The organism is uncultured Agitococcus sp. (assembly GCF_937920075.1).
In the GTDB taxonomy this organism is placed as follows: Bacteria; Pseudomonadota; Gammaproteobacteria; order Pseudomonadales; family Moraxellaceae; genus Agitococcus.
Genome location: NZ_CALETI010000395.1, coordinates 15,510 through 37,659, shown reverse-complemented (window position 1 = coordinate 37,659; position 22,150 = coordinate 15,510). Strand labels below are relative to the sequence as shown.

Sequence of the window (22,150 nt, the reverse complement as noted above, 5' to 3'; positions counted from 1 at the left end):
CTACAGCAGGTAATAGTTGAGTTAACGATTGAGCAATACGTTGCTGCAAACCTAAACGTTTTAAACCTGCACTAGCCAAAATAATGGCATCGTATTCGCCATTATCCAAACGCCCTAAACGTGTACCCACATTGCCACGCAAATCACGAATTTCTAAATCTGGGCGTAAAGCACGTAATTGACACTGACGACGCAAACTGGATGTGCCGACAATTGCCCCCAAAGGTAATTCTTGCAAAGACGCGAAACGATTAGACACAAAAGCATCGGTTGGATCTTCACGCTCACAAATCGTGGTAATTGCTAAACCTTCTGGACACTCCATGGGCACATCTTTCATAGAATGAACCGCTAAATCGGCATCACCAGCCAACATCGCTTGCTCTAATTCTTTAACAAACAAGCCTTTACCACCAATTTTTGCTAGTGGTGTATCTAAGATTTTGTCGCCTTGTGTGGTAAAAGTGACTAACTCAATGATTAATTGTGGATGGTGCTTTAATAAACTTGCTTTAACATATTCAGCTTGCCATAAGGCCAAAGGGCTTTTACGTGTGGCAATACGTAAGGTTCGCATAACAATAATCCAAAAAAATTTTGCTTATTCTAAATAAAAAAGCCTCAGAAATACCCAAATTTCTGAGGCTTTTTATGCTTTATCGTCAATAATTACTTAGTTACCATAAACAATTACGGTAAAATCAGACATAACGCCTAAAATATTTTGTGATTGATAATCAACATGATGAATACGCGTAATACCCGCATTTTTTGCAGCAGCCTCAATACTCGCATCACCTACCGCATAAATTCCCAAAATTGAACGTACTGTTGCACGACCCACTTTAGTCGGTTTATCAGGACTTTCTGTTACTAGCATTGGTGCGCGTAGATTGGTGTATAAAGAGCCATTAACTGGGCTTACGGCTGTTGCACATCCTGAAAGCAACGTGGCAACCAAAACAGGCCACAATAAATGTTTCATTAATTAGTTCCTCGTTGTTGTCATAGTAAGTTTTGGGTACTTTGGACGATAAGCTGCTTTTTCTTGAGTAGGCACTTGATCTTCCAATGCAGAAATTTCTGTTTCATCAGGTAGTTTTTTACGCGCAGCTAAGGCTTGGTCAGCGTGTTGATCTAACCATGCAATTGTGTCATCCCATACCTGACGTTTTTGTTTATCATGTAAAGTTGAATGATGTAAGCCTTCTATAATACGTAAGGTTTTATCGTTACTTTGCGCTGTTTTTAATAAAAATTCACTGGAGCTTTTTGGAATCACATAATCCTTAGTACCATGAATAATCAACATTGGCGCACGCACATTATTTACATTGAGTTGTAACCGCTCTGTCGCATCTTGTAAAGCAGTGACAAAACCACCACCTAAAGCCGTACGTGTGGTTAAAGGATCTGTCCAAAAACGATCTTTCGCTTGTGGATCCGTGAGGACTAATCCTGTTAAAGATTTAAATAAAGGCAATAATGGGGCTTCAGGCATATGCTTGGTTAATTGGGCATTTCCCCACAAACTCCACTGAGCGGCTGGGTTAATACGCACCGCAGGCGCGTTAAGAATAATGCCATCAGTTGTTACTTTATCCATAATATGTGCTAACAACACCACTGCTCCACCCAATGACTCTCCCTGTAAATACACAGGAACATTGGGGAAACGACGACGAATTTCACGACGAGCTAAAGTTAAATCTTCTACATAGTCATCATAATTAGTGACATTTCCACGACGACCATAACCTTGTGACTGTCCCCAACCACGCAGGTCTATGCCAAACACCGCATAACCATGTTTGGTTAACTCGTTTGCCCACGGAGAATAAAATCCAGAATGTAATACTGTACCATGTGCTAATAAAATGATAGCTCTTGGACGCTCGGTTGGAACCCACCATTGACCAAATAAACGTAAACCACTACGTGTATAAAAGTAACGGGCTTCAGAGGCGTTTTCGCCTAGAACATATTTTTCTGGCTCTTCGGTTTTAACATTATGCAAATTTGCACAACCCGATAAACCCAAGGCGGCAGCTGTAAGCCATAAAGATGAGATAATGATTTTACGCCAGCCGTTCATAAACGAGCCTCAATAGAACTGACGAGCTTTGGGCAAAATACTTAGCAATGATAGTGCTTTTCGACAACTTAAGACTTAAATCTTTGACTAATCCACAAGTCTCAAACGCATATATGTCGATTTTCTAATTATTGGCCTAAGCACGTGTTGTTAATTTTATTATTTGTATAGAGCTTATTAACTAGTCAAAAAATCTAACCTGTTAATAACACACGCTCTATACAGATGTATAGCCCTCACATTCTAAATGATAATTTAGCTATTTGTCATCTAATAGTAGGGTCTAGTTACAAACTTTGCATTTTTTCTCGTAATAGCGGTAAATGTCTGCGACTCACTAATAGTTTTTCGGGAATACCTCGAAAACGCACAAAAGTTTGTCCCGTTGGATTGGTTTCTAAGCCATCCAAATAACTTAACGCCAACAATGCATTACGATGAATCCGTAAAAAATGATGGCCAAATTCTTCTTCTAAATCTTTAAGTGTTTCATCAATCAAAATTTCGCCACGTGTATGTCGTACAGTGACATATTTTTGATCAGCCAGAAAGTAATAAATTTCACTAATTGGAATTAACTCCATGCCTTTATGTGTGCGCGCGGTAATATGTTTACGGGCTTCAGGACGAGGAGAGGCTTCGGCAGAGGCTTGTTGCTGATCGCGAATTTGTTGCAATTGTGCTCGATTAACACGACTAGCCTTAGCTAAGGCTTCATTTAATTGTTCACGACGTACAGGTTTTAATAAATAACCCACAGCATCAACTTGAAATGCTGCAAGTGCATGTTCATCAAACGCCGTAATAAAAATCACCGCAGGTGGATTATCTAAACGTGAAATAGCCTCCGCACAAGCTATGCCATCCATGACTGGCATACGAATGTCAAGTAATACTAAATCTGGCTCTAAACTTTCAACTTTTTCTAAAGCTTCACGGCCATTTTCTGCTTCGCCAACAACCTCACACTCAGATACATCACGTAATAAACGTACCAAACGATCTCGAGCTAATGCTTCATCGTCACAGACTAATATGCGCATATAACCTCCTTCTTTTTATAAATTCATTGTTGTTGTGGTAAAGGATAACTAATTTGTGTTGTAAATAAATTGCCCGCGCTGACACTTTTAAAGGTCGCTTGATCACCATAATAAACTTTTAGACGTTCTTTGATATTGGCTGTAGCCATATTATTGCCTTTATGTTTGCTCTTTTTATGTTGGTGATAGGGATTAGTAATGACTATATTCACCAATTCACCTGTCCATTCTACAAGTATAGTCAGTTTACCACCTTCATCATCTAACTCTACACCATGATAAATGGCATTTTCTAAGAGTGGTTGTAATGTCAATGCAGGTATTTTTAAACTGGGTATTAAACCATCTAAACGCCATTCAAACTCTAAACGTTTACCTAAGCGTAGTTTTTCTATATTGAGATAACGATTACATAAATCAATCTCATCTTTAAGTGGGACTTCACCTTCTGCCTTTAAACTCGCTCTAAATAAACTTGATAAATCCTCAACTACTTGTTCGGCTTTATCGGGATCAACCATAATTAAACTAGCGATAATATTCATCGAATTAAATAAAAAATGAGGTCTAATTCGAGCTTGTAAGGCTTGTACGCGTGCTGTTAACTCTGCACGTTGCCGACGCAATAATAATTCTTGTAAATAAAAATATCTTAAAACTAGTCCGCCAATAATACCGCCCATTAACACATTACGCACTAAGGCTGTGCCAACATCAACTTCACCCACATGCCGTATTTGCAAATATAATAATAGACCTTCAGCCGCAAAGGTAAAAAAAGCCACCATCATCAAAAATAAAAATAATACAATAAATGCAGCGTAAGAATGTTTGAGACGACTTAATTGCTTACGCAAAGCACATAATAATGTTGCTGTACACAACCCAACCCATGCCAACAAAAAAGACGTTAATCCCAAATCAGCCCACGGAAAAGGCGTTAAACGCTCTAAATCGGCCAAAGTTAAAAATACGGCTAGTAGCTCTGTCACAACCAATAAGCGCAACACTGCTTTCATATTGCACAAATCTGGCAGAAAAAAATCATCCAAAGCGGAGTTGTGCGGATTATTAGCGGTTTGCGGCATAATTGCTTTATACTCTCGTTAAATTTTTTATTGTTTATTTAATTTGCAGTACTGTTATGACTACACCTTCTTCTTCTATGTGGGGTGGCCGTTTTAGTGAGGCCACTGATGCTTTTGTTGCTGAGTTTACCGCGTCTGTCAATTTTGATAAACGTTTGTATAAACATGATATTCAAGGTTCAATCGCTCACGCTACGATGTTGGCTAAAGTTGGCGTATTAACCGATAGTGAACGAGATGCCATTATCAATGGTTTAACTGCGATTAGGCAAGAAATTGAAACAGGTCAATTTGAATGGCGAGTTGATTTAGAAGATGTTCATATGAACATCGAATCACGCTTAACTGATCGCATTGGTATTGCTGGTAAAAAGCTTCATACAGGACGTAGCCGTAATGACCAAGTCGCAACCGACATTCGTTTATATTTACGCGATGAAATTGACCAAACACGTGCGATTTTACGTCGTCTGCAAACAGGCTTATTAGACTTAGCAGAACGCGAAGCCAATACAATTATGGCGGGTTTTACCCATTTACAAACCGCTCAACCTGTCACCTTTGGTCATCATCTCTTAGCTTGGTTTGAAATGTTGGTGCGTGATGATGAACGTTTAGCCGATTGCCGTAAACGGGTTAATCGTATGCCTTTAGGCTCTGCGGCTTTAGCAGGCACAACCTACCCGATTGATCGTGCTTATACTGCTGAGCTTTTAGGTTTTGAAGCAGTTTGCGAAAACTCTTTAGATGCGGTTTCTGATCGTGATTTTGCCATTGAGTTTTGCGCTGCTGCCTCATTAACCATGATGCATTTATCTCGTATGAGCGAAGAATTAATTTTGTGGAACTCGCAACAATTTAAATTTGTCGATATTCCTGATCGCTTTTGTACTGGCTCAAGCATCATGCCACAAAAGAAAAATCCTGATGTGCCCGAATTAGTCCGCGGCAAAACAGGCCGTGTGAATGGTCATTTAATTAGCTTATTAACTTTAATGAAAGGCCAACCTTTAGCCTACAACAAAGATAATCAAGAAGACAAAGAACCATTATTTGATGCTTTAGACACCTTACAGGCGAGCTTACGCGCGTTTGCTGATATGGTTCCTGCACTTAAACCTAATCGCGAAGCCATGCGTGAAGCGGCTTTACGCGGTTTTGCAACAGCGACCGATTTAGCCGATTATTTAGTAAAACGCGGCACGGCATTTAGAGATGCTCACGAAATCGTTGGTAAAGCTGTTGCTTATGGCGTACAAACCGGCAAAGACTTGAGTGCCATGACCTTGGCCGAATTACAACAGTTCTCAACCACCATTGAACAAGATGTGTTTGAGGTTTTAAGTTTAGAAGGTTCAGTCAATGCGCGTAACCATATTGGTGGCACAGCCCCCAATCAAGTTGTTGCCGCGGTGCAACGCGCACGCAGTCGTATAGGAGCTTAATCATGACGCGGATGGTAATGTGTCGTAAATATCAACAAGAAATGGAAGGCTTAGCTTTTCCACCGTTTAATGGCGCAAAAGGCCAAACTATTTTTGAAACGGTTTCTAAACAAGCATGGCAAGAGTGGCTCAAACATCAAACCATGTTAATTAACGAAAACCACCTAAATGTGATGCAAGCAGAAACGCATGTTTTTTTAGATGAACAACGCGAAAAGTTTTTCAGTAATGCAGATTACGAGCGTCCTAAAGGTTGGACACCCGAAAAGAAATAAAACAGCATTTCTTGTAAAAAGACCAACATTTTTTGTTGGTCTTTTTCTTTTATACCCTTTTTAAAAAATAAAAAAACCATAAATATCAAATACATTAATTATTGGCATAGCTTTTGTAGTGTGTATGAACATCTATCATACTATGGACAGAACTATGTTGGTTTATCTTAGATTTCTTTCAAAATATATAAGTATTGCTTATGTTGTCATCACTGCGTGTGGCTCATCTGCGCATGCCCAACAGTTTGCCAAACAACAATTCATTGAAAGACAACGCAGAGAACAAACACAATTAAAGCAATCTAAATCAACAATCAGTAATTCGAGAAAAGCTTGAGGTTCGCACATGCCATTTTGGTGTAGATTCGTCCTGATTTTAATTTGCCTATACCATACGCCTTTGTTTGCTTGGCAAAAGACTTATCAACAATCTTATTTATTAGGCGATAATGACAGTCGTTTAAGTGCTAAACGTTTACTCATTCAACAACTACAAAATCAAGCCGCCCAAGAAGCAGGCACTTATATTCAGGCTCAAAGCACCTTAATCAACGATCAGTTAGAGGAAAAAATTACCGCAACAGCCACCGCCTTAGTCAAAATAAATATTCTGCAAGAACAATTTAGTACCGAAATCAATGGCCAACAACGCTTATTTTTAGAACTAGAAGCTCATATTGATGAGCAAGAAATGCTTCAACTGTTAAATAAACAACAAGAATTACAACAATTAAGCCAAAAACTTGAACAACTGGAGCAGAAGCTAAATCAACTACCCACTGCACCAGTTGTTTACCCATCCCCTAATGCACAAAAGTCTTTTTGGGGAGAGTAGGGTCTGTTGACCCTAGTTACCAGAATTTCCACCACCATTTTTTCTTTTTCATGGTTTGCTCAACTTCTTTATTCCATGTTGCATATTGTTGCAAATGGGAAGATTTTGCAAAAAAATCACCAAAACGTTTATCGCTTTCGTTAATGTGTTGAATTAACCACATTTTTAAAAAATGTAATAACTCAAAGGTAACTGTTGCACCCTCTTCGTCTATTTTTCTTTGTAATTCATGTATTTGTTGTATTAAATCTTCGTGTTGTTGTTTATGAATTTCTAAACCAGGATAATGCAAGACACGCATTAAACTTTCTTCTAATAAAAAATGGGTGCGGGTGTAGTCTGCTAATTGATTTAAGATTTCTTGTGAGGCGGCTTTACCACGACGCTCAACAATAGCGTGATGTAATTGATTTAACAAATCCACTAACACCTTATGCTGTTCATCTACTTCCTGTATATCTACGTTAAAGTCATCTGACCAATGAAACAAGTCAGGTGTTGCAGTTGTCATATAAAGATACTCCACTCATAGGATATGCTGATAACTGCATGTTATTTATGGCTATTACGATTCCATTCTTTGTTAAGAAATATGCCATCATACAGTTGACTTGACGCGATAATCGCGTTTTGCATACGTCCTACACGTTAATGTTAAAACCCATATTTATTATATGGGCTTTTAACATTAAAAAAAGTATTGTTTATCACATTTTATGTAGCCTAATACTGAACAACAGTCATTAATAATTAAATCATCAAGACAAAGGCGCTACTCTCAATACTTCTTCGATAGTCGTTAGACCTTTAGCAACTTTTTGTGCGCCTGATAAACGTAATGGTAATAAACCTTCTTTATAAACTTGTTTTTTGATTTCAGCTAACGGTGCGTTTTCGTTAATAAGTCGTTTAACATCATTATTTAATAGCATAATTTCATATAAACCGACTCGTCCCAAATAGCCTGTATCACGACACTCCAAACAACCTTTAGGCGCGTAGATAGTCTCAGGCATATTAACCATCCAAGGTTGCGTTAAATCTATCCATGCTTGTTCATCACAAGATACAGGCTGCTTACAATGTGGACACAAGGTTCTCACTAAACGTTGTGCCATAATTCCTATGACTGTTGAGGTAATTAAGAAAGCAGGAACACCCAAATCTATTAATCGAATAATTGAAGAAGGGGCATCATTAGTGTGTAAGGTTGATAATACCAAGTGACCTGTTAATGCAGCTTGAATAGCCATATCTGCCGTATCGTAATCACGCACCTCACCGACCATAATAATATCGGGGTCTTGACGCATTAAGGCTCGAATGCCTTCGGCAAAGCCTAAATCAATACCATGATGTACCTGCATTTGATTAAAACTTGCCTCAACCATTTCTATAGGGTCTTCTACCGTACAGACATTGACCTCATCCGTTGCCAATTGTTTAAGCGTAGAATATAGCGTGGTTGTTTTTCCTGAACCTGTTGGCCCTGTGACTAAGATAATGCCATTTGGCTCTTGCACCATTTTTTGCCATTTATCGTAGTCATCACCCACTAAACCTAGCTCTTTAAAACCACGAACCAAAACATCAGGGTCAAAAATACGCATCACCATTTTTTCACCAAATGCCGTTGGCAAGGTGGATAAACGTAATTCAATTTCTTGACCTTTGGGACTACGGGTTTTTAAACGACCATCTTGCGGTTTTCGTTTTTCAGCAACATTCATTCGGCCTAAAATTTTAATTCGTGAAATCACTGCGTTCATAATTAACGCTGGAAACTCATAAATATTATGCAATACGCCATCAATCCGAAAACGCACATTACCTGTGTCGCGTCTTGGTTCTAAATGAATATCACTCGCCCGTTGATCAAAGGCATATTGCAACAGCCAATCTACAATACTCACAATATGCTGGTCGTTGGCATCGGGATTGGTGGTATTGCCTAACTCCAATAATTGCTCAAAATTGCCAATTTTATTGGTATTACTGGCAACAGCATCGCTATTATTTGCACCCTCAATTGCTTTAGCTAATTTATAAAACTCAATAGAAAAACGATGTAAGTGAGCAGGGTTAACTACCACTCTTTTAATTTGTTTATTTTTTAAGGTATGTTGTAAATTTTCTTCCCATTCATTATGAAATGGCTGTGCGCTGGCAATCGTAACAAACTCTTTATCAACCTGTACCGCCAAAATACCATGCCGCTCAGCAAAAGCATAAGACATAATGGCTGTCACTGTTCCTGCATTAATTTTTAAAGGATCAATATGAAATAGAGGCTGTTCTGCTTTATCAGCCAACCATGCCGATAAGGTATCTAAGTTTAATTTATGGCTTGGCTTTTTTAGGTTAACAAAATCAAATTGTGCTATCACTTCTAAAGGATGCCAATGTAACTTATCACGAGGACGTGGTGTGGTTGCGACTAAATTAGCATCTCGCTGATTTATATAACCATCTTTTAATAATTCATCCAAACACCAGCGGGTATCTATCCGAAAAGAAAAATTTGTCTTTTTCATAATTATTTTCACTAAGTATTGTTTGTCGTATCAAAATTAAATATAAAGGGATGCCCCCTCTTATTTCAAGGAGTGTTTAACATGTTTAAGAAATTATCTGTCGTATTATTAAGTATCTTATGTTACCAACAAGCTCAGGCTGACGTTGCTGTAGGTGTAGGTTTGAGTACCTTAGGTGTTGGCGTACAAGGCACTTTTGGCATAAATAAATATATAAATTTACGTTTAACAGCTAGCGCAGCCTCAGTTGATGAAGACTTTGAAGAAAGCGGCACAAACTATAAAGGAACTGTTGACTTTAGTAGTTATGGTTTAATTACCGATATTCATCCTTTTGGTGGTAGTTTTTATTTGAGTGCAGGCTATTTGGCTCATGATAATAATATTGATTTAAAAGCCACTTGCCCACAAAGCTGCGATATTGATGGTCAATCTTATCAGAGCTTTCCTGATGGCCAAATTAATGCTGGTATTGACTTTGGTTCTGGTGCGCCTTATGCGGGTATTGGTTGGGGTAACGCCATGCAAGGTGGCCGTATTTATGCCAAATTCGATATTGGTGTGCTATTTCAAGATAAACCTACAGCAGATTTAAATGTCACAGGTAGTTTTAGAAACACCAATACTGGCATTATTATGAATACCAGTAATCCCATTTTTCAAAAAGAAGTTGCTAACGAAGAACAAGCCCTGCAAAAAGAAATCAACGATGCCGATTATAGTGAATTATACCCTGTCATCGGTTTGAGTATTGGTTATCGTTTTTAGGTGACTTTTTCGCTTTATGATAATAGGGGCTATTGAAATTTTGATTCTGTTTGCAAAATATCAATAGCCCCTACAACTATTTATTTGCACGAGTAATAAGGATATGTCTAGGCAACGCCCTACTCTTGCCAATTTATTGGTGGGGATGGCTTATTTGGCTTATCCCCATCCACCATACCATCTACTAGAATATAGTTTAGGTGCTAGTACCTTATTTGCCCTCACAGACAACACACCACTGATTGATCTCAATACAATTATTCATCCTGATGATTTATTAGAAATAGACTATCAACGGCAAACACACATTAAAAGTCAAAAAGCTTATGATCTTGAATATCGTATTATTGATCAGCAACAACAAATTAAATATGTCCACGAACAAGGTCAAGTTATTGAAGATAATGGTGAAATATTTATTTCTGGTTTTATCAATGACATTACTTCACGCACAAAAACTCGACAACAAAAACAATTGATGCAACAAACCATTGTTGCGGCTGCTTTAGACTCTCAACTTGCACTAGGAAATTTTGACTGTTATAGCGAAATTATTTGTCAAATGGCTGCTGAAACTCTTAGCACGGATGTTGTGGGTGTGTGGTTATTGAGTGAGGATCAGCAACAACTGCGTTTAGTACGCCAATATAATCGAATAGAAGCACGTTATTATCAAGATGTGGTTTTATATGCTAAGGATTATCCACGCTATTTTGCCGCACTTATTTCTGGACGTGCGATAGATGCAGGAAACGCTTATCTTGATCCACGAACCAATGAATTTAGTTCGGTTTATTTACCTCAAACAGGTATTTATGCCTTATTAGATGCCGCCATTCGTGTTTCTGGCAAAGTTGTTGGCGTCTTATGCTGCGAACACAAACAAGTTCGCTACTGGAACGATGATGACGTGTCATTTGTAGGTCAGTTAGGCGATCAACTTGCTCAAGCTCTAGCAAATCAACAACATTTACAAACACAACGTTTAATGTTGGCTGCGGAGGCTCGTAATACCGCAAAAAGTCAATTTTTTGCCAGTATTAGCCATGAAATCAGAACGCCTATGAACGGCATTTTAGGCATGATTGAACTATTACAACTAACCTCTATCAATCAAAAACAACAACATTATTTATCTATCATCGAAGAGTCTGGGCAATTATTATTAAGAATTATCAATGATTTACTAGATTTTGCCAAATTAGAAGCAGGCAAATTTAGCTTATATGAATCCTCAACACATATCGAAAATCTATTTCAGCAAGCAACAACCTTACTACAGCATAGTGTGTCACCACACACGGCCATTCATATTGAAATTAATCCTCAATTACCTAAATTTCTGTTAATTGACGGCTCACGTTTACAACAAATTTTGCTCAATCTTTTAAGTAACGCGATTAAATTTACATCCAAAGGTGCCATTCTTATTCGAGCTAACCTAATAGATGAACATTATTGGTTTTTTGAAGTGATTGACACTGGCGAAGGCATGAGTCCTGAAACGCTAGAAAATTTATTTCAGCCGTTTAGTCAGGGAAAAAATGCCCAACGAAAACAAGGGACAGGCTTAGGCTTAGCCATTTGTAAACATCTGGTTGAGTTAATGTCTGGCCATATTATTGTTAATAGCCGTTTAGGTTCTGGCACAAGTTTTCGGGTTGAATTGCCATTATATCTTAGTCACGAACAACAGCCCACAGATCAAGATCATCTTCCTCTACATGCAGAACATCTAAAAGTTTTAATCGTTGAAGATAATGCCATCAATCAAATGGTACTTTCAGGATTATTAGACTTTTTAAATATTAAATCTGATATTTGTGCCAATAGCCAAGATGCTGTACAACAATTTAATGACGCACACGGGCAATATGATGTCATTTTTATGGATTGTGAACTGCCTGATCGAGATGGTTTTATGACCACACAAATCATTCGTCAAAGCCATTTTGCTCAAGACTCTCTCAAAATTATTGCCTCAACCGCTCATTCTTTTATTGAGCAACAACAGCAAGCCAAACAATCTGGCATGGATTATTTTTTAAGCAAGCCAGTCCGTTTAGAGTCTCTTATTCAGCTATTACGTCTTATTATCATGCAACCATCTGATTCTACTGTATGACTCAAATTTCCGTTAATAAATGACAACTGTCAATGTTGTACAGAATAGTCTGTGTTTATACTCAATCGTTATAGTACCGCCTCAATCTAATTTTTACGAGATATAATAATATGCTAAAAAAACTCATACTTGCCTCGCTATTAGCGATTAGCTATCAAGCAAGCACTTTTGCAGCACCAGCCTTAGTCACTGACCCTGTTGCGCTAACTCAATCTATTCTTCAACAAGAGCGCAAATGGGCAGGCTTAGAAAGCAAAACCCTTAAAGTAGAAGACTTTAGCTTTAGCTATAGTGAAGGTGGTGCCAAAACTGCACCTACTGTGCTGTTAGTACATGGCTTTTCTGGCTCACGAGACAACTGGAATCGTGTTGCTCGGCAATTAACCAAACAATATCATGTGATTGCGGTTGATTTACCCGGTCATGGCGATACTATTGCCCCTGCTACATTTGAATATACTTTGGCTAATTTAGCCGAAGCTGTACGTAAATTTGTCACTACTCTTGGTATTCAAAAAGACTTACACGTTGCAGGTCACTCTTTAGGCGGTGGTATTGCTGTTTTATATTCCGCTTTATACTTCTTAGAAGTTCGCAGTGTGATGTTAGTTGATACCGCAGGCGTGTATCAAAATGCTGGCAACTCTTTAATTACCAAACCTCAAGAATTAACCAAATTGTTAGCGCGTAAAGAAGGTGACTTTGAAAAACTGGTCACCCAAATTGCCACTTACTCCCCTCCCTTTGTTCCTAAAGAAATCATGGAAGGTTATGAAAAAATTCATATGCGCCATTTGCCCGAGCAAGAAAAGCTCATGGCAGGTTTAACTGAACAAATGAAATGGTACACGCCTGACACTTTCCACACAGGTCTAAAAACGCTTGAAGCTCCCGTTTTGGTAGTTTGGGGAGAAAAAGATGCCGTTATTGGTGTTGAAGCCGTTGAAGAAATTAAGCAAAATTTGAAAGAGGGTGAATATTTAATCTTGAAAGATGTGGGTCATACACCCATTTTAGAAGCTGACTATCCTGTCAGTGAAGCTTATTTAAAATTCTTAGCCAAAGCACAAGCTAAACCTAATAAATTTGCTCCAGCTCCTACGACTACCAAATAAGGATAATATCTATGCACCCTACTGCTAGCGCATTATTAGCTGCTCATCGCGCTCATTTGTTAAACCAATTATCTGGCGAAAATCTTAATATCACGCTTAGCCGTGAAATTAATGCCTATTTGGATTGGTCACAAACTCGTTCAATTAATGCTTTGGTTAAACTAGAGGATATTCAACGAGTTGCCCAACAATATGTTTTAGAACAAGCACCAACTCCCGAGTTACAAGCACAAATTTTGCATTTGGTAAAAGCCGCAATTAACAGCCCTATTAATGACAAAACCTATATTCATCAACTCATTGAGCATAAAGATTATTTAGCCATTGTTGATAAAATTGCCAGTCACGAAAAATTACGTGCTGATATTATTCATACCATTGTTGGCAATCCTGTTTATGCCAAATTGTTATCTGATATTGTTTATCAAGCTTTAAGTGACTATTTAGTTAACGAAAATCCTTTAGCCAAAAAAGTACCGGGTGTTTCTTCATTAATGAAAATGGGTAAAGGTTTAATGGAAAGCACAGGCGGTAATGCCGCGATTGAATCTGCGTTAAAAAGCTACCTACATAAAAACACCCAAAAAATCGTTGATATTAGCGAAAAGATATTAATCAAGACTTTAGACGCCAAACAAATTCATCATGTTGCCGACCAACTTTGGCATAAAATCAAAGGGTTGTCTTTATCAACAGTGAAACAATATCTTAAACCGCAAGATATTGAGTTTGGTGTTGAAACAGGTGTGATGTTATGGAATCATGCACGTCATACTAGCTATGCCAAAGAAATGCTCAATGAATTAATTGCGGCTTGGTATAATGATTTTGCTCAGCAAGATGGTGTCAGCTTATTAGCGAGCCTCAATATTAGCCGTGAAAGTTTGGTGCAAGATATTTTAGTCTTTGCCCAATCTGTTGTAGCTGATATGCTTGCTACAGGTTTTATTGCAGAGCGTATTGACGCACAATTAAATGAGTTCTATAACTCAGAAGCAGTCGCGCAAATTTTTGCTAGTTAAGCTTGCTTTAGGCTGTGCTTGATCGCACAGCCTAAACGGCAAGCATCATCAAGGATATTTTATGCTTGCACGTTTACTAATTGGCATGACAACCCTTTTATTTAGTCATTTTTGTTATGCAGAAGCTTATGGAGCTTTAGTTTCTGCAGATGATAAACAGCCGACCAATAGTCCTGCTCATAATAATCTTGTTATTGATGCCAAAACCTTATTAGATGCGCACTTACCATATCGTAAAGAATTAGGTTTATTGCCTTATGTTTGGTCTGACGAATTAGCAAAAAGCGCACAAACATGGGCGGATCATTTAGCTGCAAACAATGAATTTAAACACTCTGATGTTGAATATGGCGAGAATTTATGGCGCGGCACAACAGGCGCGTACTCCTTAAAAGATATGGTTGATGCTTGGGGTGCGGAAAAGAAAGATTTTGTTTATGGTCTATTTCCACAAGTCACTAAAGGTGGAATGGTTGGCCATTATACGCAAATTGTTTGGCGTTATAGCTACCAAGTAGGTTGTGCCTTAGCGCAAGGCAATGGCAAAACATATTTAGCTTGTCATTATGATCCTGCTGGCAACTACGAGGGTGAAGCACCTTATTAACGTGCCAACTTCTGCTTCATTTTATGCGCCATCACTTGTGTCAATGCTTGTAATAAATCCTGCTGTTTGAGTGGTTTAACAATAAAGGCGTTCATGCCTGATGCCAAACCCTGTTGTTGATATTCTGCTAAGGCGTGTGCGCTTACCCCAAAAATCAAGACATCATTAAAACGATGCTGATTGATCCATGCTTTAATTTCTTTGGTTGCTGTATAACCATCCATTTTGGGCATTTCACAATCCATAAAAATCACATCAAAGTATTCAGGTTTGGCCATCACTTTGCTCAAGGCATCTTGGCCATCAACAGCAACTATTGGCTCAATCTGATATTTTTTGAGCATACCCACAATCACCATTTGATTGGTTGGATTATCTTCTGCAATCAATACATGCAAACCTGACAAATTTGGATAAACAAATGGCGTTTGGTTAGGTTCTATATGATGCTTTTTGATGGGTTGAATACCATGATATAACTGTACATAAAACCAAAACGTTGATCCTTGATTGGGAATACTTTTGACACCAATATCACCATTCATCAAACGAACCAATGAACGACTAATGGCTAATCCCAAACCCGTTCCACCATATTTGCGAGTAACAGATGAGTCGGCTTGGGAAAACGATTGAAATAAACGCTCACGTTGCTCGCTAGTAATACCAATGCCTGTATCCTCTACCTCAAATAAAATATATACCCCATCTTTACCTTTATCTTCACGTAATTTGGCGCGTAAAGTTACAGCACCTCTTTCGGTAAACTTATAAGCATTCCCCAACATATTAATGATAACTTGACGAATACGTGTTGGATCACCCACCATCCATTGGGGGACATCGCTTGCAATTTGGGTATAAATGGGCAATTCGCGCTCTTTGGCAGATACAGCAAATAACGAGGCACACTCTGTCAGTAGCTGATGAAGATTAAAATTCGTATTTTCGATGGCTAATTTACCAGCCTCAATTTTTGAATAATCTAAAATATCATTAATAATTCTTAATAACGCTTCACAAGACGCTTGAATGGTATTGATATAATGTTTTTGCTCATAATTTAAAGAGGTATCTGCCAACAATTGTGTCATGCCTATCATACCATTCATGGGTGTACGTACTTCATGACTCATATTAGCTAAAAATTCGCTTTTAGCTCTTGCAGCACTTTCAGCTTGTTGTTTTGCTCGTTCAGCTTCTTCTGTTTTTAATAATAATTCTTGGGTACGAACTTTAACCATACGATCTAATAAGCGATTAATTTCTTCTTGTTCTAAAATTTTGTCTTGCTGTGACTTTTCGCTTTGTTGTTGTAACAAACGCACTCTGTCACTTAATGCGGTATTTAAAATTAATAACGTAGTTATAGACCCCAATTGCGCGCCATAGGTTGTCCAAAAATTGACAGGTAAAATATCAAATGCCCGCAACACATTAACCATGCCGCCAACAACTACCCCACTCCAACCAATCGTAAAATACTTACCAATCCTATTTCCTTGTTGCCATACATATACACCTGTTGCATACATCACAGGAGCCGCAACAAAGGCGATAATCATGGCAACTTGAATAGCAAGGGTAAAAGGAAAAATAAAGGAGCCAATCAGTCCTATAAAAATTACAGCAATAAAAATAGAAATAATATTTAAATTTAAAAATTTTACAGATTTTATATCTAAAAAAGAAACTGTTAATACCAAACAGGCAAAAGAAAATAAACAAATAGCTAATGGCCTAATTCGTTTGGCTAATTCTGGTACTTCTCCCCAAAAATAAACTGACCCCATGCCATTTAAACTTAACTCGATTAATACATAACAGAATAAGACAACAACATAATAAAAATAGTTTTTATCGTTTAAAACAAAATATAAATATAGGTTATATAAAAGAATAATTAATACTGCCCCATAATACATACCAAACCAAAAACCCACATTTTGTTGCTCGGCACGAAAGGCATCATGAGTCATCACATCAAGCGCAATAATCATCGAATCGCGACTTTGCAACTTCATATATAATACTTGGCTATTTTGCTTATCAAGGGTAATAGGAAAGGCAAAACCTCGATCTTTAATATATCTTTTAGAAACTGGTAAACTATCTCCCGAAATATAAGTTTTATAATGACCATTTTCTGGCACATATAACTCAATATGATCCATCAGTGGATATTCAAAATAAACAATCCAATCTTTTTTTTGACTTTTATTATTTATAATAATTTTTACCCAATAAGCCGCTTGAGTAAAACCATAATTAGGAATAAAACCATTAGCTGTTTGCCAAATATTTTTATTTCTTTGCTCATCTCGCAAAATATCAGCCAATTGATACTCAAGACTATTATCAGCAAAATAATAAATTTGCTTACTAATGCTAAGACTCTCTGTTTTATCTGTGAGAACAATTTCTTGCGCAGACCAAGCACATATACTCAACATCATATTGAGCAGTAAACATAAAGTTTTATAGGCATCGTGCAAATTGATACGCAGCATTGATCAATTCTTCTTATTAAATATAGGACTTAGGCATTTCATCGAAAGCTTGTGTTGAGAAAAGTCGAAACAAGCACGTTTTGTAAGCATAAAACCGTTAAATGCGTACAAATAAACGATAACCGTGTAAGTCCTAAAGTAGTCTATTAGTGGCTAAAAACATGGCCTTTAAGGCATAAGCTATTGTATAGTTAAGCCCAATTTAAACTTATTGTACATAATATATTCACCACATGTCTCAAGCTAATTTAACGCGTTATGCGTGGCTATCCATTGCCACTGCTTTTTTTACCTTAGGTCTCAAAATAGTTGCCTATTGGATGACAAACTCTGTGGGTATGTTATCTGATGCTATTGAGTCTATTGTTAATGTTGGTGCGGCGGTCATGGCTTTAACCATGCTTAATATTGCCGCTCGTCCTGCGGATGATGACCATGCCTTTGGCCATAGTAAAGCCGAGTATTTTTCGAGTGGTTTTGAGGGGGCATTAATTTTTGTTGCCGCAATTAGTATTATTGGTGCAGCATGGCCACGTCTATTTCACCCACAACCCATAGAAGCCTTTAACTGGGGCTTTGCGGTTTCACTATTAGCATCTGCATTTAATTTAATCACCTCGCTTATTTTATTCAAAGCAGCAAAAAAATATAACTCTATTACCCTAGAAGCCGATGCACACCATTTAATGACCGATGTATGGACATCCATTGGCGTATTAATTGCGATCATTGCCATTGCGCTAACAGGTTGGTACGTTTTAGATGCCTTGATTGCCATTGCCGTTGCTTTGAATATTTTATGGACGGGTTGGAGTTTATTATATCGCTCAGTCGCAGGTTTAATGGATGCAGCGTTGCCTTATGCCGAAGTGGAACAGATTAAACATATTTTAGATAATTACAGTCATGAACATGGAATTATTTATCAAAATTTAAAAACCCGCCAAGCAGGTGCACGTAAATTCATTTCTGTACACATCTTAGTGAATGGCAATTGGTCGGTGCAACAAGGCCATGATTTAGTAGATATAATTGAAACTGATATTGAACAACAAATCCAAGGTTGTCATGTACTTACGCATTTAGAACCGATTGAAGCACCGTCCAAGCATCATTTTTAGTTTATTTATGCCCACCGCCACCATAAGACCATCCACCACTACTGCTGCCACTACTCCAGCTACGGCTGGAGCTAGAAGAGCTACCACCACTAGAGCTAGTTGATAAATTGATGGACGTGGTAATAAAAATAATAATAATTGCCCACAATACATAGTTGGTTTGCGTCATATTACGTCCCCATGGCCAAAAACCATAACACCGCACTGGCAATTAAGGTCAGAATCAAACTACCAGAACCAAAAATAATAATTGGTAAATTAATTAGCCATAAAATCACAATAAAAAACTTAAATAAGCCTTTTTTATCATACAGTTGATGTGTTGCTGCTTGGGCAAGTGTTTTATTAAACCATTTTTCGACCAAAGCTTTAGGCACTTTTTGCGCCAAGCTCCAAGTTACTTCTTGGGCAGTCTTTTCGGCACTGATTTTTTGCTCATTAGCTTGGTAGTCGGTAATTTCGGTAATATCACCCACTTTGACTCGCCAATTAAACGCGCCTGCGGCATAGCCCACTTTGGCACGATATGTCCACAGTTTTTTCCATGTTTTACCTTGATAACGCAAATTATCTCGACTGTTATCAGGCATTTCGTTGAGAACTTTAACCTTTTCCCAACCATCACTACTTTCTACTAACCACAAAAAGCCTTTATCTGCGTTGTATAACAGATACTCCGTCCACGGCATGGTTGAGTAATCGTCCATTTCAGCGGCTTGCAATAACCCAATAATGGTATATTGCACGCCATCTATATTGCCAAGATCACCTAACTTTAAATTCGTTTGTTTATAACTTTGCTGTTGGTGCTTTTCGACCACAATCGCTTTGCTTTCGGTTAATTCGACATTAGCACTACAGGCAGGACAAACGATATGTTTAAATTCTTGATTGGCATAAGGAATTTGCGTGCCACAGCTTGGGCAGTCCAACGCCTGCATTTGGCCTTTAATGCGGCCTGCACTTTCATGAATCGCGTCTTGGTCACGCAATAATTGACATTGTAATTGATCTAATTCAACGGCTTTACCGACATAGCGTTGCGGTGGAACACCATCAGAATAATCTAAGGTTAAAAAATTATCTTTAATTCTAAAATCGGCGGTTTGGGTTTTCCAACCTTTACCGACTTTAAACGGTAATTCGCCTTGCCCACCTGTACAACGAGCAGTACGTACATCAGTGGCTGAATACAGGCGATATTTGCTTAATGGTCGTAAACTTTCAAAGGCTGGTGCATCATTGGCCACACCATCGGCAAAGGTAAACACATACTGGCCAGAGGCTTCGGACAGCCAACCTTCTTTCCCATTATCAAAAAAGGTGTACCATTCGTTCCACAAACCATCGTCATATTTGAGCTGAATCCGTCCCAATACCGTAAAGGCTTGGTTTTGGTAAATACCTGTTGTACCAATTTGTAATGGGCTATAGTCCTCCAAAATACTGGCCATTTTGCCAATATCTTTGACACTATCGGCATCTTTTAACACCGTGGTTTGGCAATAGTCACACACCGCCATCACGGATGCAGGTGATTTAAACGGTACATCCGCACCACAACTGGGACAAAAAGCTTTAAACATAAGCGGTCGGGTTTCCTTTTAAAATATTCCCTCCCCTAATTTAGGGGAGGGTTAGGGTGGGGTTGCTTATACCCCTCACCCCTGCCCTCTCCCCAAAGGGGCGAGGGAGCTTAATGCGAAAGATTGTCGCTCAATCATTTGCCAACGATGTTGCTGAGGTTGTAATTGCTCAATTAAATAGGCAATCGCTAATTGTGGCTGGGCTTGACCACACATAAACACATCTAAGGCTGCATAGGCATATTCTGGCCACGTATGAATGGTGATATGCGACTCTTGCAACACCAACACACCCGTTACACCTTGCCCCTCGCCAAAGTGATGCAAATGAGCAAAGACAATATGCGCCTGTGCCTGCTGTGCGGCTTGGCGCAATATCGGTTCCAGTTGCTCGGGGTTGGCCAACAAGCTTGGCTCTACCCCATCACACTCCAGTAAATAGTGTTGTCCTAGGGGTTTCATCCCATCAACTTCTTCAACACATCGGCTTTAGCAGTATCATAATCGGCTTGGCTGATTAAGCCTTTATCTAATAAACCTTTCAGTTTTTCTAATTTAGCGGTTGGATCATCACTGGCTGGTGCAGCAGAGGCTGTTTGTTCACCCAATACTGATTGTGCCACCGCAGCAGGATTAAAGGCTTTATTCATTGCCCCTGCCATCGCTTGTCCCATTGCCATGCCTGCAGCCATACTCGCGCCTACACCTGCCATTCCGCCTTCATTTTGTGCGGCTAAAGGAATCGCATTGGCGGTTTGATATTGGGTGTATTTGTTTAAATCGCCCATCATGCCCATCGAAATGCGGGTATCTATGGCTTTTTGCAATTCTTCGGGTAAAGACACATTTTCCACAACAAAATTGTCTAGCTCTACACCATAATTAACAAATAACGGTTTTAACACTTCTTTAATTTTGTCCGCCATTAAACCTTGGTTGGCGGCCATATCCAAAAATGGTACACCCGAACTGGCCATTGCCGTGCTGATATTAGCAACAATCAGGTTACGCAATTGTGGTTCTAATTGTTCGGCGGTATAAGTGCTGTTTGCGCCTGTAATACTGGTATAAAACTTTTGGGCATCAGTGAGTTTATAAGAGTACATACCAAAAGCACGCAAACGTACCATGCCAAAATCGCTATCACGAATGGTAATGGGTTGAGGAGTACCCCATTTGCGGCCTAACTGTAAACGGGTGCTCACAAAATACACATCCGATTTAAACGGCGAGGCAAACAACTTATCCCAATTTTTTAAGTTGGTTAACACTGGTAAGGTACGAGTTTCGAGTTTGTATAAGCCTGCGGTAAATACGTCAGCGACTTGGCCTTCATTGACAAAAATTGCTATTTGACCATCACGCACCGTCAGTTGTGCGCCATATTGAATTTCGTTGTCAGTAAACGGAAAACGCCACATTAATTGGCCATCTGGTTGATTGTCCCATTCAATGACATCAACAAATTGCTTGGCAACAAATGAAAATAAACCCATGTTAAGACTCCTGTTTGTTTTTGGGATGCCAATGTGTTTAAGACAAACACGCCGCATTAATAATACCAAAAGTTAAAGACACACCACCCAATAATGCACCCATCGCCACATTATTGTTATCTAATTCATTATGGATTTCGGGCATAATTCGAGACACCAAAGCATACACCAACAATTGCACCGCCATTGCTGCACTTGCCCAGCCTGCAAACGCCACTAAATTATCGTTATGCATAATACTTGAGGCTAAGGTCAAGGAAAAACCCAATAATGCACCCACAAAACTACAAGCCGCAGCCGTTTGGCCTTCACGAATCATTTTTAATTCATCATAAGGGGTAATTTTGGTATAAATCAGCGAAAACACACCCATCATCGCCAAACTCGCTAATAAATAGATAATATAGTTATAAATATACGTTGATAACATCGTGTCGTTTCCTTCGAAAACTGTTTAAGGTTATTATGCCGCACTTCTAACTTAT

Annotated in this window: 22 protein-coding genes; 9 read left to right on the top strand and 13 right to left on the bottom strand. The window is 38.6% G+C overall.

From position 1 onward, the window contains the following. The 5 genes from hemC to Q0212_RS13675 form a co-directional block, all read right to left on the bottom strand. Nucleotides 1-577: hydroxymethylbilane synthase (gene hemC, locus Q0212_RS13695; RefSeq protein ID WP_367175991.1), on the bottom strand; the 577-nt coding region annotated here is incomplete at its 3' end. Nucleotides 578-673: 96 nt separating this feature from the next. Then, nucleotides 674-985 carry a TRL-like family protein gene (locus Q0212_RS13690; RefSeq protein ID WP_297926478.1) on the bottom strand — a complete coding sequence of 104 codons (312 nt, stop codon included), beginning with the start codon at nt 983-985 and terminating at the stop codon, nt 674-676. 3 nt (nt 986-988) lie between these two features. After that, nucleotides 989-2,095: an alpha/beta hydrolase gene (locus Q0212_RS13685; RefSeq protein WP_297926476.1), complete on the bottom strand. Its 1,107-nt coding sequence runs from the start codon at nt 2,093-2,095 to the stop codon at nt 989-991. 287 nt (nt 2,096-2,382) lie between these two features. Beyond that, on the bottom strand, nt 2,383-3,138 hold the full coding sequence (locus tag Q0212_RS13680) for a LytTR family DNA-binding domain-containing protein (RefSeq protein ID WP_297926474.1): 756 nt from the start codon (nt 3,136-3,138) through the stop codon (nt 2,383-2,385). 23 nt (nt 3,139-3,161) lie between these two features. Then, nucleotides 3,162-4,226: a sensor histidine kinase gene (locus Q0212_RS13675; RefSeq protein WP_297926472.1), complete on the bottom strand. Its 1,065-nt coding sequence runs from the start codon at nt 4,224-4,226 to the stop codon at nt 3,162-3,164. A gap of 56 nt (nt 4,227-4,282) precedes the next feature. On the opposite strand from Q0212_RS13675, the gene argH reads away from it, so the two are divergent. The 3 genes from argH to Q0212_RS13660 all read left to right on the top strand — a co-directional run bounded on the left by argH (nt 4,283) and on the right by Q0212_RS13660 (nt 6,781). Then, nucleotides 4,283-5,671 carry an argininosuccinate lyase gene (gene argH / locus Q0212_RS13670; RefSeq protein WP_297926470.1) on the top strand — a complete coding sequence of 463 codons (1,389 nt, stop codon included), beginning with the start codon at nt 4,283-4,285 and terminating at the stop codon, nt 5,669-5,671. 2 nt (nt 5,672-5,673) lie between these two features. Further along, the gene (locus tag Q0212_RS13665; RefSeq protein ID WP_297926467.1) at nt 5,674-5,946 is read left to right on the top strand and encodes an oxidative damage protection protein; all 273 of its coding nucleotides are present in this window, start codon (nt 5,674-5,676) and stop codon (nt 5,944-5,946) included. Nucleotides 5,947-6,292: 346 nt separating this feature from the next. After that, nucleotides 6,293-6,781: a hypothetical protein gene (locus Q0212_RS13660; protein WP_297926465.1), complete on the top strand. Its 489-nt coding sequence runs from the start codon at nt 6,293-6,295 to the stop codon at nt 6,779-6,781. A gap of 16 nt (nt 6,782-6,797) precedes the next feature. On the opposite strand, the gene Q0212_RS13655 is transcribed toward Q0212_RS13660, so the two are convergent. Both Q0212_RS13655 and Q0212_RS13650 read right to left on the bottom strand, forming a co-directional pair. Next, nucleotides 6,798-7,292: a bacteriohemerythrin gene (locus Q0212_RS13655; RefSeq protein WP_297926463.1), complete on the bottom strand. Its 495-nt coding sequence runs from the start codon at nt 7,290-7,292 to the stop codon at nt 6,798-6,800. A gap of 247 nt (nt 7,293-7,539) precedes the next feature. Continuing rightward, the gene (locus Q0212_RS13650) at nt 7,540-9,315 is read right to left on the bottom strand and encodes a GspE/PulE family protein (RefSeq protein WP_297926461.1); all 1,776 of its coding nucleotides are present in this window, start codon (nt 9,313-9,315) and stop codon (nt 7,540-7,542) included. Between the two features lie 81 nt (nt 9,316-9,396). On the opposite strand from Q0212_RS13650, the gene Q0212_RS13645 reads away from it, so the two are divergent. From Q0212_RS13645 to Q0212_RS13625, 5 genes are all read left to right on the top strand, one after another. Further along, nucleotides 9,397-10,083 carry a hypothetical protein gene (locus Q0212_RS13645; RefSeq protein WP_297926458.1) on the top strand — a complete coding sequence of 229 codons (687 nt, stop codon included), beginning with the start codon at nt 9,397-9,399 and terminating at the stop codon, nt 10,081-10,083. 103 nt (nt 10,084-10,186) lie between these two features. Beyond that, the gene (locus Q0212_RS13640; protein WP_297926456.1) at nt 10,187-12,208 is read left to right on the top strand and encodes an ATP-binding protein; all 2,022 of its coding nucleotides are present in this window, start codon (nt 10,187-10,189) and stop codon (nt 12,206-12,208) included. Between the two features lie 110 nt (nt 12,209-12,318). Further along, nucleotides 12,319-13,323 carry an alpha/beta hydrolase gene (locus Q0212_RS13635; RefSeq protein WP_297926454.1) on the top strand — a complete coding sequence of 335 codons (1,005 nt, stop codon included), beginning with the start codon at nt 12,319-12,321 and terminating at the stop codon, nt 13,321-13,323. Between the two features lie 11 nt (nt 13,324-13,334). Further along, on the top strand, nt 13,335-14,345 hold the full coding sequence (locus Q0212_RS13630) for a hypothetical protein (RefSeq protein ID WP_297926451.1): 1,011 nt from the start codon (nt 13,335-13,337) through the stop codon (nt 14,343-14,345). 61 nt (nt 14,346-14,406) lie between these two features. Further along, on the top strand, nt 14,407-14,952 hold the full coding sequence (locus Q0212_RS13625) for a CAP domain-containing protein (RefSeq protein ID WP_297926449.1): 546 nt from the start codon (nt 14,407-14,409) through the stop codon (nt 14,950-14,952). Here Q0212_RS13625 and Q0212_RS13620 read toward each other — a convergent pair. Further along, nucleotides 14,949-17,462 (bottom strand): hybrid sensor histidine kinase/response regulator, encoded by a 2,514-nt coding sequence (locus Q0212_RS13620; protein ID WP_297926446.1) that lies wholly within the window; start codon nt 17,460-17,462, stop codon nt 14,949-14,951. The two genes, Q0212_RS13625 and Q0212_RS13620, sit on opposite strands and share 4 nt — an antisense overlap. A 233-nt stretch (nt 17,463-17,695) precedes the next feature. On the opposite strand from Q0212_RS13620, the gene Q0212_RS13615 reads away from it, so the two are divergent. After that, on the top strand, nt 17,696-18,583 hold the full coding sequence (locus Q0212_RS13615) for a cation diffusion facilitator family transporter (protein ID WP_297926445.1): 888 nt from the start codon (nt 17,696-17,698) through the stop codon (nt 18,581-18,583). Between the two features lies 1 nt (nt 18,584). Here Q0212_RS13615 and Q0212_RS13610 read toward each other — a convergent pair whose 3' ends face one another. The 5 genes from Q0212_RS13610 to Q0212_RS13590 all read right to left on the bottom strand — a co-directional run bounded on the left by Q0212_RS13610 (nt 18,585) and on the right by Q0212_RS13590 (nt 22,095). Beyond that, the gene (locus Q0212_RS13610; protein ID WP_297926442.1) at nt 18,585-18,752 is read right to left on the bottom strand and encodes a hypothetical protein; all 168 of its coding nucleotides are present in this window, start codon (nt 18,750-18,752) and stop codon (nt 18,585-18,587) included. Nucleotide 18,753: 1 nt separating this feature from the next. Continuing rightward, a complete protein-coding gene (locus Q0212_RS13605) occupies nt 18,754-20,169 on the bottom strand; it encodes a DUF4178 domain-containing protein (RefSeq protein WP_297926440.1) in 1,416 nt (471 codons plus the stop codon). 75 nt (nt 20,170-20,244) lie between these two features. Then, the gene (gene speD / locus Q0212_RS13600) at nt 20,245-20,631 is read right to left on the bottom strand and encodes an adenosylmethionine decarboxylase (protein ID WP_297926438.1); all 387 of its coding nucleotides are present in this window, start codon (nt 20,629-20,631) and stop codon (nt 20,245-20,247) included. Then, a complete protein-coding gene (locus Q0212_RS13595; protein WP_297926436.1) occupies nt 20,628-21,665 on the bottom strand; it encodes an SPFH domain-containing protein in 1,038 nt (345 codons plus the stop codon). The genes speD and Q0212_RS13595 overlap by 4 nt, the downstream gene beginning before the upstream one ends. A gap of 37 nt (nt 21,666-21,702) precedes the next feature. Continuing rightward, on the bottom strand, nt 21,703-22,095 hold the full coding sequence (locus Q0212_RS13590; RefSeq protein WP_297926433.1) for a DUF350 domain-containing protein: 393 nt from the start codon (nt 22,093-22,095) through the stop codon (nt 21,703-21,705). Nucleotides 22,096-22,150: the final 55 nt, after the last annotated feature.